The sequence below is a fragment of the Mycobacterium sp. DL99 genome, from assembly GCF_004762045.1.
GTDB lineage: Bacteria > Actinomycetota > Actinomycetes > Mycobacteriales > Mycobacteriaceae > Mycobacterium.
The window spans coordinates 6,051,100-6,065,769 of record NZ_SJOM01000007.1; the positions used below are offsets into that span (position 1 = coordinate 6,051,100).

General features: G+C 66.9%; 15 protein-coding genes. 3 read left to right on the forward strand and 12 right to left on the reverse strand.

Annotated features, from left to right (window positions below; genetic code table 11):
- The first annotated feature begins 15 nt into the window (after positions 1 to 15).
- Both EYZ64_RS29390 and EYZ64_RS29395 read left to right on the forward strand, forming a co-directional pair.
- Entirely contained in the window at positions 16 to 1,035 is a 1,020-nt protein-coding gene (locus tag EYZ64_RS29390; protein WP_167858021.1) for a polyprenyl synthetase family protein, read from the forward strand.
- Positions 1,032 to 2,048 (forward strand): LacI family DNA-binding transcriptional regulator, encoded by a 1,017-nt coding sequence (locus EYZ64_RS29395; protein WP_167858022.1) that lies wholly within the window; start codon positions 1,032 to 1,034, stop codon positions 2,046 to 2,048. The genes EYZ64_RS29390 and EYZ64_RS29395 overlap by 4 nt, the downstream gene beginning before the upstream one ends.
- Positions 2,049 to 2,061: 13 nt before the next feature.
- Here EYZ64_RS29395 and EYZ64_RS29400 read toward each other — a convergent pair whose 3' ends face one another.
- A complete protein-coding gene (locus EYZ64_RS29400; RefSeq protein ID WP_135459244.1) occupies positions 2,062 to 3,591 on the reverse strand; it encodes an APC family permease in 1,530 nt (509 codons plus the stop codon).
- A gap of 63 nt (positions 3,592 to 3,654) precedes the next feature.
- On the opposite strand from EYZ64_RS29400, the gene EYZ64_RS29405 reads away from it, so the two are divergent.
- Complete coding sequence (locus EYZ64_RS29405) at positions 3,655 to 4,401, forward strand: carbon-nitrogen hydrolase family protein (protein ID WP_135459246.1); 747 nt, start codon at positions 3,655 to 3,657, stop codon at positions 4,399 to 4,401.
- A gap of 70 nt (positions 4,402 to 4,471) precedes the next feature.
- On the opposite strand, the gene speB is transcribed toward EYZ64_RS29405, so the two are convergent.
- The 11 genes from speB to EYZ64_RS29460 all read right to left on the reverse strand — a co-directional run bounded on the left by speB (position 4,472) and on the right by EYZ64_RS29460 (position 14,607).
- Positions 4,472 to 5,461 (reverse strand): agmatinase, encoded by a 990-nt coding sequence (gene speB / locus EYZ64_RS29410; RefSeq protein WP_135459248.1) that lies wholly within the window; start codon positions 5,459 to 5,461, stop codon positions 4,472 to 4,474.
- Between the two features lie 300 nt (positions 5,462 to 5,761).
- Entirely contained in the window at positions 5,762 to 6,877 is a 1,116-nt protein-coding gene (gene egtE, locus EYZ64_RS29415) for an ergothioneine biosynthesis PLP-dependent enzyme EgtE (protein WP_135459251.1), read from the reverse strand.
- The gene (gene egtD, locus EYZ64_RS29420) at positions 6,874 to 7,839 is read right to left on the reverse strand and encodes an L-histidine N(alpha)-methyltransferase (protein WP_135459252.1); all 966 of its coding nucleotides are present in this window, start codon (positions 7,837 to 7,839) and stop codon (positions 6,874 to 6,876) included. The genes egtE and egtD overlap by 4 nt, the downstream gene beginning before the upstream one ends.
- Positions 7,836 to 8,528 (reverse strand): ergothioneine biosynthesis protein EgtC, encoded by a 693-nt coding sequence (gene egtC / locus EYZ64_RS29425; RefSeq protein WP_135459253.1) that lies wholly within the window; start codon positions 8,526 to 8,528, stop codon positions 7,836 to 7,838. Before egtC ends, egtD begins: the two co-directional genes overlap by 4 nt.
- The gene (gene egtB / locus EYZ64_RS29430) at positions 8,528 to 9,802 is read right to left on the reverse strand and encodes an ergothioneine biosynthesis protein EgtB (RefSeq protein ID WP_135459254.1); all 1,275 of its coding nucleotides are present in this window, start codon (positions 9,800 to 9,802) and stop codon (positions 8,528 to 8,530) included. The genes egtC and egtB overlap by 1 nt, the downstream gene beginning before the upstream one ends.
- A complete protein-coding gene (gene egtA / locus EYZ64_RS29435) occupies positions 9,799 to 11,070 on the reverse strand; it encodes an ergothioneine biosynthesis glutamate--cysteine ligase EgtA (protein ID WP_135459257.1) in 1,272 nt (423 codons plus the stop codon). Before egtA ends, egtB begins: the two co-directional genes overlap by 4 nt.
- 77 nt (positions 11,071 to 11,147) lie before the next feature.
- Positions 11,148 to 11,789, reverse strand: a complete 642-nt coding sequence (locus EYZ64_RS29440) for a sensor domain-containing protein (RefSeq protein WP_167858206.1) — start codon at positions 11,787 to 11,789, stop codon at positions 11,148 to 11,150.
- A 17-nt stretch (positions 11,790 to 11,806) separates the two neighbouring features.
- Entirely contained in the window at positions 11,807 to 12,334 is a 528-nt protein-coding gene (locus EYZ64_RS29445) for a hypothetical protein (RefSeq protein WP_135459261.1), read from the reverse strand.
- Positions 12,335 to 12,447: 113 nt separating this feature from the next.
- Positions 12,448 to 12,885, reverse strand: a complete 438-nt coding sequence (locus EYZ64_RS29450) for a Fur family transcriptional regulator (RefSeq protein WP_135459263.1) — start codon at positions 12,883 to 12,885, stop codon at positions 12,448 to 12,450.
- A 50-nt stretch (positions 12,886 to 12,935) separates the two neighbouring features.
- A complete protein-coding gene (locus EYZ64_RS29455; RefSeq protein WP_135459265.1) occupies positions 12,936 to 13,397 on the reverse strand; it encodes a hypothetical protein in 462 nt (153 codons plus the stop codon).
- Positions 13,398 to 13,524: 127 nt separating this feature from the next.
- On the reverse strand, positions 13,525 to 14,607 hold the full coding sequence (locus EYZ64_RS29460) for a DUF4185 domain-containing protein (RefSeq protein ID WP_286175353.1): 1,083 nt from the start codon (positions 14,605 to 14,607) through the stop codon (positions 13,525 to 13,527).
- Positions 14,608 to 14,670 lie beyond the last annotated feature (63 nt).

A 14,670-nucleotide genomic window follows, 5' to 3' on the forward strand; every position in this document is an offset into this window, starting at 1 on the left:
GGAGAAGGGACCCAAGTGACGACGCCGATCACGCTCGCACGAGACGTGGAACCATTCTCCCCGGAGGCGATCGATGCCCAGGTGTCCGCCGTGGCCGCCGGTCTTCGGGCTCAGATCTCCGAGCGCCTTGCGAAAACCCCGCTCCCAGTTGAGGATCCATCGACGGTCATCGACGCCCTCTCCGGAGGGAAGCACCTGCGCGCCCGGACCCTGCTCCTCATAGCGCACTCATTCGGCACGCCGGATCCACGGTTCGCTGCCGATGCCGCCGTCGCCCTCGAGCTGTTGCACACCGCTTCACTGGTCCATGACGACATCATCGACAGGTCTCAATTTCGCCGGGGGCTGCCATCGCTGCACTCCGCCGCGGACGAGGCCACCGCCATCCTCATCGCAGATCTGCTCATCGCCGTCTCGTTCGAAACCGCGGCAGTTCTCGGCGAGCGCGCCGTCACCCCCCTCGCTCGCGCCTTCGGGCAGCTCTGCAAGGGCCAACTTCTCGAACCGACGCTCGGATGGGGTGACGACGGCCAACCCTCAATCGAGGACTACGCCACGCTCAAGACCGGCGCCCTCTTCGGAGCGGCCTTCGAGCTGGGTGCCATGGCAGCTTCGTACGACCCGGCGTGCCAGGATCGTTTCCGCGAGTCGGGCCAGCGGCTCGGCCTCGCATTTCAGCTCACTGACGACCTTCTTGACGTCAGGGACGACGCGCTGAACCTCGGCAAGGATCACGGGGCCGATCTCCGCAACGGAGTTCCGACACTGCCACTGTGGAGCGCGTATCGGCACCTCGTCGATCTGGGCGAAACGCGTTCCGCCTCAGACCCGTCCCTGCGAACCGTGTTGGCCGACGAAGCAGGTTCGGATCGCACGCTGCGCTACACGAAGGAGCGAATCGGCGCTCTGGTCGAAGAATTCCGGACGTTGCTGCCCCCTGCGAATCAACTCGGGACACTCGACCTCACGGTGGACACAGTCCTGGCCAATCTTGACCAGTTCTCAAATACGGATTGCGAGTCGGGCGCTCCGTGAAACCCCGCCGCATCACCATCAAGGACGTCGCGCATGAAGCCGGCGTCTCGATCGCCACGGCATCAGAGTCGCTGAACGGCAAGGGACGCGTCGCCGCGGCCACTCGTCAGAACGTGATCGATGTCGCGAATCGCTTGGGGTACACGGCAAACCGGATCGCCAAGAACCTGAATGCGGGCAGGACCGGCTCGCTCGTGCTGACCGTCTCCCCTATGGCCGTACGGTCCTCGACCACCGATCTACAACCCGAATGGGACATCGAGTACTACTTCAGGGTCCTCAACGGGGCCAGCGCTGAAGCCTTCCGGCGCGGGTTCCTCCTGTCCATGCTCCCGTCCCACCTGTCCTCAGAGGCGTTCCTCTCCGCAGCCGACGGCCTGATCGTGGTCGACCCGAGCGATGACGACGAGTTGCTCACACAAGTCGCGCGCACCGGCCTGGCCTGCGCCACCATCGGTCGGAACTCGGGCGACTTCAGCTGGGTGGACAACGACTTCTCCACCGGCACAACGACGGCTCTGGTGCATCTGAACGCGGTCCGCAGTTCGCGAACGGCGCTGTTCCTGAGCGAGACCAGCTCCTCCTATGTGCGAGACGAGCTCTCCGCATACCTCGATTGGTGCTCGACCGTCTCGCTGGACCCGATCATCATCCGCTCTCCCGGCCCGCGTGTGGATGAGGCCGAGCCGGTGATCCGGGCCGCACTCGCCTCTCCCGATCGCCGTTTCGACGCGGTGCTGGCCACACTCGACACGCTGGCATTCGCCACCGAGCGCAGCGCCCACATGCTCGGGCTGGCCGTCCCCGACGACCTCCAGGTGGTCAGCCTCACGGACAGCCGCTACCTCGACTACGGCCTGCAGAAACCCATCACCGCACTCGATCTGCACCCCGTTCGGCTGGGAGAGGTCGCAGTGGATCTGCTTGTTGCGGCACTCGACGGGGAGACCGGCCGCCGTCGCGAACTCGTGAACGCATCGCTGACCGTTCGAGAATCGACGCTCGCGGACTGAGTGAACGGGCTCCTCACACGGTCTCCGGGCTGGCACTGTAGTTCCGCAGCGGGTCGCAACCAGGCTCTGGCTCCGGGTCGCGGTCGGGTTCTTCGTCGGCCGACTCGTCACGCTCGAAAATCACGATCGACTGGCCCGTCGAGGCCGCGTGCAGTCTCCTCCGGTGCACCCAGTTCTCGACCACCACGCCGAGTAGTCCGACCGCCAGCGCCCCGATGATCGTCGACCAGTCGCTGGCCCAGCCGCTGCCGGACTCTCTGGGCCACGCGACGTTCACGATCTGAAATACCAGCCACGCAAGCGCAATCCACCCGATCACTCGTCCCGCGCGTCCCAGGAAGAGGCCGGGCTCCTCGCTCCACTGGCCGCGAACGCGCGCGATGGCCAGGCCGAGGATCGGGAAGAGGAAGGAGATGAAGAATCCCACCGAGGAAAAGGAGATCAGGGCCATCTGGATGCCCTCGCTCTGGAACGGGATAAAGAGCAGCGCCGCGATGATCGCCGTGACGACCACCGCCTTCCTCGGCAGCCCGGTCGCTCCCGAAAGACTCGTGAGGGTATGGGCGAACGGCAGCTCTCCGTTTCGCGCTGTCGCCCAGACGATTCGAGAGACCGTGATCTGAATCGTCATGAGGCTCGCAGCGAATGCGATGACGAAAAGGGCGAGGATGCCGCGAAACATCGGCTCGGGAAGCGCGCCGGCCATGATGGCGACGGCCGGATCCGCGGCGTTCTCGGGGTTTCGCAGGAAGTCCTCGCTCGGCACCGCGAGCGTGAACGCGAGCGTGCTGAACACCACGATGGCCATGATGGCGAAGAACGAGACCACCATCGCCCGGGGCACAGCCCGCTTCGGGCGCTTGACCTCCTCGGCGATCGAACTCGCGCTCTCGAAGCCGATCGCGAAGTAACTCGAGAACGCGATGGCCATCACGAGTGGAGCCGCGAACAGCACCCCTTGGTGGTCAGGGAGCGCCGTCGGTGAAATGTACTCGAGGCTCTGGTGGCGTTCGAACACGAGCAGCCAGATCGCAACCCCGACGGACCCCACCGCCTCGGCGGCGATCACTGCGACCATCAGGATCTTGATGAACACTCGCCCAGCGAGGTTCACCAGCGTGCTGAACGCGAGGATCGCGACCGCCAACCACGTCACCAGCCCATGATCGACGCCCGAAAGACCGAAGATGGGCGGCATCAGCACCGCTCCGGCGTATGCGACGGCAGGAAGCGTGATCAGCAGTGTCCAGATGTAGGTCCACGAGGCGAACCAACCGTAGCGAGATCCCAGGAGCCGGCGAGACCACTGATAGATACCGCCCGAATCCGCCCACTTCGAAGCAAGCACACCCAGCGTGAGCACCACGACGAATTGGCCGGCATAGAGGATGAGGCCGCCCCAGATGAACGCGGGCCCCGAGGTAGCCAGCCCGACGCCCAGGACGCTGTAGACCGCCACGATCGGCGAAACGAATGCGAACGCGACAGACAGAGCGGAAAACGTGGTGAATTCTCTCTTCATCACCATCGGCGCCTCGGCCATGGGGCTCCCTTGATTCACAGGTGAAGGCATGTAACGGCGCTCACACTACGGTCGCCGAAACGTTTGGAAGCACCCAGGCCACGCGATCTCGAAGCCAACATTTCCCGGGTCGGAGAGGGTATTGCTGCGACGCGTGGAACAGACCTGATCGTCTTCCCCGAGCTCTTCCTCTCGGGGTACCAGACGACTGCTCTCGACGAGATCGCACTGCAGCTTGACGATCCGAGGATCACCGAACTGGCGAACCGTTGTCGTTCCTCAGGCACAGCCCTGCTGGCCGGGTTCGTCGAACGCGGCCCGGGTGGCTGTTTCGATGCCTATCTGGCCATCGACCGAGACGGCACGATCAAGGATCCCATTCGCAAGACACACCTGTTCGGGAAGGAGCGCGAGGCATTCCTCAGCGGCGACGTGCTCGAACCGGTCACCCTCTGCGACACCAGGATTGGCGTACTGAACTGCTTTGAGCTCGAATTCCCCGAGGTATCCCGCACCCTGGTCCTCCGCGGGGCCGCCCTTCTCGTCGCCGGGTCGGCCAACATGCACCCCTACGAGCGCGATCATGTCATCGCAAGCAGCGCTCGCGCACTGGAGAACCGCGTCCCGCTGGCCTACGCGAACCGGGTAGGAAGCGAATCGGGACACAGCTTCTGCGGATCGAGCCGGATCATCGACCGGGACGGCTCCGTGCTCGCCTCACTCGACTCCGTCGAGACCGGCGGCCTGACTGCCGAGGTGGAGGTCGGTATGAGCAGCGACGGAGTGATCGACATGCTCGGTCAGCGCCGCCCCGAACTGTACGAATCGTAGAAGCAGTAGACGCACACACGGGTGCGGGCCCGGGCCTGCTCAGCCCGAACCCGCACCCGTTCACGTCACCTCAGCCGACTCTTACCGGCGTGCGGGGCGACCCCGCGTGGAAGGCGAGTGCCTCCAGTACGACGCGAGCAGCGATCAGCTGAGTCCGGGTCGAATGGTCATGCGCCGGAAGCGCCTCCGCGACATCGACGCCGATAAGCCCGGCCGGCGAGATACCGCGAGTGATCTCCAGCGCCTCGCGCATGGTCATTCCACCCGGTGTCGGAGCGCAGGTTCCTGGCGCGTAGGCGGCGTCGAGCGAATCGACGTCGAACGTCAGGTAGAACCCGTCGTCGCCGATGCGCTCGAGAATCTGATCGACCACCCAGGCGGCACCGTGCTCCCAGATATCTTCCAGCCAGATGACCCGGATGCCGTGGTCACGGCAATATTTCAACTCGGTCTTCGGGTTCATCCAGCCGCTGATGCCGACGAGCACCATCTTCGACGGGTCGTAGCCGTTATCGACCGCGCGGGTGATGGTGCAGCAATGATTCAGCTCCTCGCCACCGACGTTCGGTGCGGCGTCGAGGTGCGTGTCGAACTGCACCCATCCCGGGCTCGTACCCGGTCGTTTGGCGGCCTTGCCGACCGGAATGCTCACCGAATGATCGCCGCCGAAGACCACCGGAATGGCTCCGCCCGCCACGATCTCGGCGATGTCAGCCTCTACCCGCTCGAATGTCTTCACGGTGTTGCCGAGAGCGACTTTGCAGTCTCCACCGTCGGCGAGCGGTAGATGCGCGAACAGGTCGAAATCGTAGGTCGCCTGGAAGTTCGTGAACTGCACCGAAGTCTCGCGAATCGCGCGAGGACCATAGTTCGCGCCGCTCCGGCTGATCGTCGTAGCGTCGAACGGGAATCCGTAAACGACCGCTTTCGTACCAGACGCCCTGATCACGTCGCGGTCGAGTTCGATGCTCGGCACACCCATGAAAGTTCCGCCGTGGCCTCCATGCAAGAGCCCGCTCCACATGGTCTCGTCGAATGAGCCCGCAGTCACCTCAGTCATGGTTTTCCTCACTTTTCTTCACACGAGCAGACACTCGCACGTCCATTTGGCAGAACCGTCTGGACATCCATCGCCCCGGGGGCATGTCTGCCGAAACGATTCGGCACGACCGTAGCATTCGACTCCACCGACGTCTAGGGAGTACTGCGACCCGCTGCCGACCCGGTGACGTAGCCGTTCAATTCAGAACGGTGGGTCGTCGGGTTCAGGCGGCGGAGGTCGGGGCGGTTCCCAATCCGGGGTAGCTCTTCGGGTGCTCGGCCGCAGCCCGGCGCAACTGGACGTGATCTCGACGCGGCTCTAAGGCACGTCGCGCAGCACCGAGGCGAACTGTTCCAAGTCCTCGGCCGTCGTGTCGACATGCGGTGAGACCCGCAGCACCGGCTTGGTCATCTCGAACGGCGCCCGCGCGAGTTCACATGCGGTGGTGACGATTCCGCGTTCGGCGATCAGCCACGCGCGCACCCCAACCGGATCGGCACCATCGGTGGGCTCGAGCGTGGTGATCGCAGTCGGCTCATCCACGGGTTCCACCACCCGCCAGCCGGGCACGTCGGCGAGGACCTGCCGCGCCGTGCGGCCCAGCTCCGCCAGCCGGCCGCGGACGTTTTCCGGTCCAGCAGCGAGGTATTCACCCAGCGCCACCGAGTAACCGATGCGGGTCGCGGCATTGTGCTCACCGTGCTCGAAGCTCGCCAGCACGCTCACCGGAACATCCCACGACGCGGGCGGCAGCCGCCGCTGCAGCCGCTCAGCCAGTTCAGACCGCACGGCCAGGAACCCCACTCCGCGTGGCCCGGCGATCCATTTGCGCGACGTCGAGTAGATCGCGTCGGCGCCCACGTTGCAGTCAAGATGCCCGAATGCCTGCGCGCCGTCCACCACGATCGGGACGCGCGCCTCACGGCACACCGCGACCATCTCAGCCAGCGGCTGAGCCACGCCACGATGACTGGCCAGCGCTGTGAAGTGCACCAAAGCCGGTGGATCGGTGGCCAGCACGCGGGCCGCCTCGTCGATCACGACCCGACCGTCCCCGTCGACGGGTAAGGCGCGCGCCTGAAAACCGTTGGCGGCCATGACCGCCAGGTTCGGCCCGAACTCGCCGGGCAGGCAGGCCAGCGTGCGCTCCCCCGGCCAGCTGCCGAGCAGCAGGTCCAACGAGTGGCTGGCCCCTGACGTGTAGACCACATCGGCGGCGTCGAGTCCGGTCAGCGCCGCGACCGCAGCCCGGCCCGCCGCGAGCACCGGCGCTGCCGCCTCGGCGGCCACATAGCCGCCGACCTCGGCCTCATGGCGGGCATGTGCGGCGACGGCATCAATGACGGCGAGGCTCTGCCGCGAACACGCGCCGCTGTCGAGGTGCAAACCGGCGACCTTGGGACGGGCATCAGTCCACTGCTGTGCGAGGCTCATTTCACCGCCAACGACAGGCCGAAGTCACCGGCTTCATCGGTCCACCAATGTGTCTGCTGCAAACCGGCTTTCGCGAGTTCGCCGGCAACACTGTCGGCCCGGAACTTGCAGGACACCTCGGTCAGCATCTCCTCGCCGGCACCGAATGCGACGTCGAGATCCAGGCCGGCGATCCTGACCTGCTGCGGTGCGTCCGCCCGCAGCCACATCTCGATGCGCTCCTCGTCGGCATTCCACTTCGCCACGTGCTCGAAGGCGTCGAGATCGAAGTCTGCGTCGAGCTCACGGTTCACCACCGACAACACATTGCGGTTGAACGCCGCGGTGACACCGGCGCTGTCGTCGTAGGCGCTGACGAGACGGCCGGAATCCTTGACCAGGTCGGTGCCCAGCAACACACTGTCGCCAGGTTGCAGGGTCTCCGCCAGTGACGTCAGGAAATCCGCCCGCGGGCCGGGCGTCAGATTGCCGATGGTCGAGCCGAGGAACGCCACCAAACGGCGTCCCACCGACGGGATCTTGCCCAGGTGTTCTTCGAAATCACCGCATACCGCATCGATTTCGATGCCCGGATACTCCTGGCCGATAGCGTCGCCGGCGGCCCGCAGCACGCCGGCGTCGACGTCGAACGGAATGAACCGGCGCAGCTGGCCGCCGTCGCGCATGGCGTCGAGCAGCATCCTGGTCTTCTCCGACGTGCCGCTGCCCAACTCGACGAGGGTGTCGGCACCGGCGGCCGCGGTGATCTCCGGCGAACGGTCCCGCAGGATCTGCGCCTCGGTACGGGTCGGGTAGTACTCGGGCAGCCGGGTGATCTGGTCGAACAGATCGCTGCCCACCGAATCGTAGAACCACTTGGGCGGCAGCATCTTCGGCGACTGGGCTAGCCCCTCGCGCACATCGCGACGGAGCGCGGTGGCAGCGGAATCGGCCGCCAGATAGTTGGACAGGGTGAGCGTCATACCGAACCTTTCAGTGGGGTGAGCTCGACATGCGAGTCAGAGACGTGCACCAGATGGCGGTCCGGGATGTCGGACCAGCCGGGATCGTCGTCGTAGGGTTCACTGGCGAGTGCGACGCCATCCGGCAGCCGCAGCATCGACAGGGTATCGCCCCAGGTGGTGGCTACCATACGAGAACCGTTGGCAGCGAGGATGTTCAGCCGGGCGTTCGGATCCAGGGCCCCGACCTCGGTAATGGTGTCACCCAACGAATCCAGGCCCCGGGCGAAAATCAGCGCGGCCAGCACGGCGCTGTCGACGACGGACTCGGCCGACCTAGTCAACGGCAGCACCGCACGGTCCACCACCCCGTTGTGCGACAGCAGCCAGTGTCCGTCGGTGAACGGCGCCGAAGCCGAGGGTTCGATCGGCATGCCGATGGTCGCCGAGCGCACGGCCGCGACCACGCACCCACTGGTCAACGCCGGTGCCACCGACGCGAACGAGGCGTCACCCCACAACGGCTTGTCACTACGCCACCGACGCGGCACTCCGTCGTCGAAAAACCCTGCACCCCAACCGTCGGCATTCATCAACCCGTGCTTCTGGCGACGCGGGGCATACGACTGCACCAGCAGGCCCTGCGGCGGATCCAACATCAGCGAGGCCAGCGATCGCGGCGCGCCCAGCCACCCGATATGCCGGCACATCAGGCGTCCCAGGCCAGACGCACACCGGAGAAGATCTGACGCCGGATCGGATGGTCCCAGTTGCGGAAGCTCGGCCGCAGGATGTCTGCGGACACCGCCCACGAACCGCCGCGCAGGATCCGGTAGTCACCGTCGAAGAACGGCTCGGTGTAGCGGTCGTACACCATCGGCGTGAAGCCAGGCCACGGCCGCAGCGGGGACGTCGTCCACTCCCAGACATCGCCCAGCATCTGCTCGACACCGTAGGCCGATGCACCGGCCGGATACGCCCCCACCGGGGCGGGCCGACGCGCGTCGCCCCCGAGGTTGGCCAGCGCGTTGGTGGGTTCGGAAGCGCCCCACGGGAATCGGCGCCGGACCCCGGCCACCGGATCCCAGGCACAGGCCTTCTCCCATTCGACTTCGGTAGGCAGCCGGGCCCCCGCCCAGGCGGCGTACGCCTCGGCTTCGAAGAACGTGACGTGCTGGACGGGTTCATCGGCCGGAATGGTCTCGATGTGGGCGAACCGGGTGCGGGTGCCGTCCGGCCCCCAGAACTCGGGCGCTGCCAGACCCGCTTCCTGACGATGGGCCCAACCGCGCTCCGACCACCAACGGGACTGCTGATAGCCGCCGTCGTCGATGAACTCGCGCCATTCGGCATTGGTGACGGGTACCTGGCCGATTCGGAATGACGCCACGTCGACGGAGTGCGCCGGACGTTCGTTGTCCAACGAATGCGGTTCGGTGAGCTCGTCGACACCGAGCACGAATTGCCCGCCCGGGATCAGCACCGACGTGCCGGCCACCCCGGGACGGCCGGTGGGCAACGCGCTGCCGGTGTCGAGCAGCGGTGGCCCGGAGCGCAGGTTCAGCGCCTGCAGCATGGTCTCGTCGTGCTGGTTCTCGTGGCTGATCACCAGACCGAAGTTGAACGCGGGATCGCCGGTGTCCAATGCGTCCAGGGCATCGAGCGCCTTGGATCGCACGGTCGCGCAATAGGTTCGGGCGTCCGCCGGCGGTAGCAGCGGCAGGCCGACGCGACTGGCCCGCGAGTGCACGAAGGCGTCGTACAGCCGGTCCACCTCGGGATCCAGCATGCCCGGGCGGTCCGGGTTGCCGCCCCGCAGCAGCCACAGCTCCTCCTGCTGACCGATGTGGGCGAGGTCCCAGACGAGCGGGCTCATCAACGGGCTGTATTGGCGGTGCAGTTCAGCGTCGTCGAAGTCGACCAGATACAGGGTGCGTTCCCGCGCCCTGGTGAGCTGCTGCGCCAGCGTCTCGCGTGTGGTCAAAGCTCGCCCTTCACCAGTTGGCTCATCGCAGAAGCGATTCCGTGAGCCACCACCTGGTCGGCGAAATCGTCGGCCGGGCAGCGCCCCTCCTGGACCGAACGCATCAACTGCCCCATCGATTCCGCCAGATCGGCCGGAGCGCGCTCGGCCGCGGCCGACACGCATGCGACGGCCGCCTCCTGCAGCCGGCGATCGGCCAGTCCGATCCGGGCGGCCCGGTCCCATGCCGTGGCCACCGGTGCGGTCGCCTCGGTGGCAATCGCGGCGGCATCGGGATCGTCGAGCAGCGTGGTCAACGTGAACACCGCGGCGGGCCACAGGGCGTCCGGCACGCTGTCGAGATAGCGGATCTCCAGCCAGCGCCGCGGCCGCACCGGCGGGAACAGCGTGGTCAGGTGATATTCGAGATCGGCTTCGGTGGGGCGGCGGCCGCCGAGTACCGCGCGCCCGTCGGCCCAGTCGGCGAACGGGACCCAGTTGGTCACCGGGACGGCATCTGGAGTGTTGACGAGCATGACCGGCGCCCGCAGCGCATAGCGCGCCCAGTCACTGGCCGGATCATCGCCGTCGGCGCCCAGGATCGGCCCGCAGCGTGCGGAATCCAGCTGCCCCCACACCCGCTGCCGTGAGGACTGCCAGCCGGTGAATTGCCCGCCCAGCATCGGCGAATTCGCGGTGATGGCGATCATCGTCGGACCGAGCGCGTGGGCCAGCCGCACCCGCTGCGCCCAGCCATCCCGCGGGCCGGCGTCGAGGTTGACCTGAACCGAAGCGGTCGATGTCATCATCGCGGCGCCGGGCGCGGCCGATCCGCTGGCTGCGAAGAACTTCTCCATGGCCTGATAGCGCGGGCCGGGGTTGACCCGTTGGGTGGGCCGTACCGGATCGGCGCCCAGCAGCACCAGCCCCAGGCCGCGGCGTTCGAACTCCGCGCGCAGCACGGCCCGATCGGCGAGCAGTGCGGTGATCGCGGCTGAGGGCCCTTCCGTCGGAGGGCCGGAGAGCTCAACCGCGCCGCCGGGTTCGACGGTGATCCGGCTGCCGCCGGGTAGCGCGGGCACCGAGGCGATGGCCTCGGAAAGCTCACCCCAGCCTGGACGCCGCAACGGATCGTCAAGGTCGAAACAGTGCGCCTCGATCTCCAGGCCCACCTGGCCGACCGGCCCATCGTGCAGACAGCTGGCTTCGATGAACGCCGCGGCGTCCTCGGCACCGGTGAACTCGACGGGAGGTAGATGGGCCGCATCAGCCCTGGCGGGTACCGCCATCGCAACCACCCCTCCCGGTCCTCACCGGAGTCAATCGGTTCGGTTGTGTTCCATCATCCAGATAGGACCGACACGTTCTACTGCCCCAGCGTGTTCTGCATGGCGCCGGCCAGCACGTTGACCGCGGGGCCGGCGTTGCCGGACTGGCACACCTTGGCTTGTAGAAGCACGTTTTCCCGTTTGCGGGTGGTGTTGAAACAGCGGCGGTCCGTGCCGGCCTCCTGCTTCACCCAATCGGCGTCGGTGGCGCTCGCCGGGCCGCCCGTGAAGGTCCACACCTGGGTCACGAAGTTGTCCAGGTGCATCGCGGTGGTCTGGCCCGAGCAGCCGTTGGTGCGGTCGACCACCCGGTGGAACGCCCGGTCAGCGGCCTCCGGCGTCGCGAACACCCCGACCGCCTGCTTGACGTAATGAGACTGGTCATCGCCAGCGGTCTGGGTGGTGGCTCCGTTGAACGACGCGAGGTCCGGGTCGTTGTACACCTCAGGCAGGCCGATATCGGCCCAGTTGTTGCACACCGGGATGTCGACCGAGTACCCCTGGAACGGATCGGTGAACTCGGACTCCCACCGCATCGGAGCACCGACGATGTTGCCCACCGAACCTTTGGGCATGACGGCGTAGGACACCACACCAGGATCCGAGGGACGCGCACCAGCAGGTGCAGCCAATGCCAGCACGAGACCGGCCAGTCCGAAACCGACAGTCACGGCACGCATGGCCTCGATCATGCCAGTTAGTGAACCGTCCTCGTGCAATAGGTTCGCGCCGGCGACGGATAAGGCCAGGCGTAGTGCCCTGTTTCGGCAGGGCAGGCCGATCCGTCCCGCACGTCGAGTCGTTGGGTCACCTGAACCGTCACCCCGGGGCCGCGGTCGGTACGGGCGGTGCAGTCGGCCAGCGCCACCATGCCGGCGGGCATACCGAGCTCATAGCAGTGACTGGCGACCAGATTGGGGACCAGGCACAGGCGGGCGGTCGACGGATCGGCGATCTCTGCCGGCAGATGCTGATACTCGGCGCTAGGGCAGGTCCCGGTGCCGTCGGCGATGGCACCGACGGTGTAGCTGGGGTCGACGTTGCAGGACACCTTGCCGGCCCGCGTCACCTCCGGGGCAGCCGGCGTGGTGGCCGGGACGCTCACGCAATCGCCCACGGCGAAGACCATGGCCGCGCCGCGCTCAGGTTCGGCGCCCATACCGCAGCCGGCGGCCAGGACCGGCACTGCGAGCAGTGCGGCAACCAGGAACCGATTGCGCGTCATGGTTAGCGAGAATCTCACGATTCCGGGAACGCCACCCAGTGCTTGGGCGAAAAGCCAGGCGCCCCGGCCACCAAGGGGAAGTGGCCGGGGCGTCCGTTGGGCTGCAGAGTGGTCTAGTTGGAGGCGGCCGCCTGGCAATCCGCACAGACGCCCCAGAACACGACCTCGGCTTCGTCAACCGCGAAACCGGCCAGGTCAGAGGGTTCCAGGCACGGGGTCTCCCCGACGGCGCAGTCGACGTCGGCAACCACACCACACACCCGGCAGACCAGGTGATGATGGTTGTCGCCGGCGCGGGTCTCGTAGCGTGCCGAGGAGCCGGCGGGTTCGATACGACGGACCAGACCTGCATTCACGCAGGCCCTCAGGACGTCGTAGACCGCCTGGGTCGATACCGCGCCGAGGTTCTCGCGGGCCAGCCCGGCCACATCGTCTGCAGTCGAATGCGGATAGTCGGCCAGCGCCTGGAGAACCGCGACCCGCGGCGCGGTCACACGCAGCCCGGCAGCCCGCAACAGGGCCTTGGGGTCGTGTTCATGCACCGTGGTCACGGCTCCAGTATGCGCGCTCTTTGGAGTCAGTCCAAAAGAGCGGGCTGTGATTATGGTCGCGCAGGCGGTGCCGGTGTCGGCGGGGTCTCAGGGCGTTCCGAGCCACCGCCGGGACCGCCGGGTCCACCGGGACCCCATCCACCGGGGCCACCCGGGCCGAATGAGCCGGGCCCACCGGGGCCCCACGGCGGCATCATGCCGTGCCCCGGTCCCATCCGCCCCGGTCCGCCGTCCGGTCCGCCGCGGTGGAACATCATCATGCCGCCACGGTCGTGACCGCCGCGGTGGTGATGGCCGTCGCCACCGGAATGCGCACCGAGGAAGAACCCGGTGCCGAAGACCACGGCGACGATGAACACCGTGCCGGCCGCGATGCCCACCCAGGCCAGCGCCTGCATGAGGCGGCTCGGCTTGTTCTCGGCGGGCGGGGCAGCCACAGGTGCGGGAGCGGCGGCCACCGGCTCGGTGGTAGCGACAGGTTCGGTCGCAGGATCAGGGGGTGTTTCAGTCATGACACGAGCATGCGAGCGCTGCTGAGGTGCTGATCAAGAATTGGCTGTGAATCAGCTTTGAAAGACCCGAGACTGCCCCGCTGACTACAGCCCGACGGTAGAAATCGGCGCGCTCGTTCACGCTGACCTACTGTTCCCACGGCTTGAACGGGTTCACCGCGTACTGGATCACGCGGTACGGCGTGCCGCCGCGGGCCATGGTGTTCCACTGGCTGACGAACACCCGGACCTGATCCAGCGTCGAGCCCGGTGAGATATAGCCGCCATAGGGCTGCGCCAGCTGGTTGACCTCCGGCGGGGGCAACGAGTCGACCGGGTCCGGCCAGGCACTGGCGAACACCACCGTCGTCACGGGTGCAGTACCCAGTCCGGTGGGGTCATAGGCGACCCGCATCTCCATGTTTCCGTTGGTGGCGTTGAAGTACGACAGCACGGGCTTGCCGTCGATCTGCCGGATGCTCATCTCCCCCGTACGGTCGGCGAACAATGCCGTCGGCGGCTTGCCCCAACCACCCGCCGACGACCAGCCCTGCCAGCCGGCCCGGTCGGTGAAGGTCTTCGGGTTGGCCCGGTACAGGAACGGCGGGCTACTGCGGTCGAAATTGTTGGCCAGGACGTACACCCACCCACTCGGTGAATCCGGCGCCGGGACCGGGTCGTAGTAGCCGGTGATCTGCGACTGGGCGCCGCCCTGATACTTGGCGTCGCGCACCGAGCCGGGCACCGTCGGCCAATTCGGCTGGGCCGCATCCGCTTTCACCAACCGGGAGCTCTGCGGCACGAGATTGTGGGTGGTGGTCACCATCATGTAGTTCTCGCGGTTGATCGAGATCACGCCGGCCGGCAACTGGGATCCACCCGGCGGGGCAGGATCGGCCAGCAACGGCTTGTCCACGCCGGTGACACCGCGGTAGCGCACACCGCCAACATCCTCGATCGAGTCGGCGTCGACGTGCAGCGCCACCGGCGAGTGCCAACCGCCGAAGCCCACTGCCTGCCCCGCGAAGCTGTCACCACAGACCTGGAGCACCCGGCTGGGGAACTCCATGAACTCACAGAGGTCCGTCGCGCCGATGCCGTAATCACGGGTGGGAGTACCGGTCCCGGCACTCGGCCCGATCCGCAACACCTGACCGGGAGCCAGCGGAGGTACCACCAGGTCGCCCAGCCCGAAGCCCGGGTTCGCACCCGCTGCCGGTGTCGCCGAAATGGCATTCCAGCAGAGAAAAACCGAGAGGACCCCTGCTGGAATGCGGTTTCGGCGCAAGGCGGC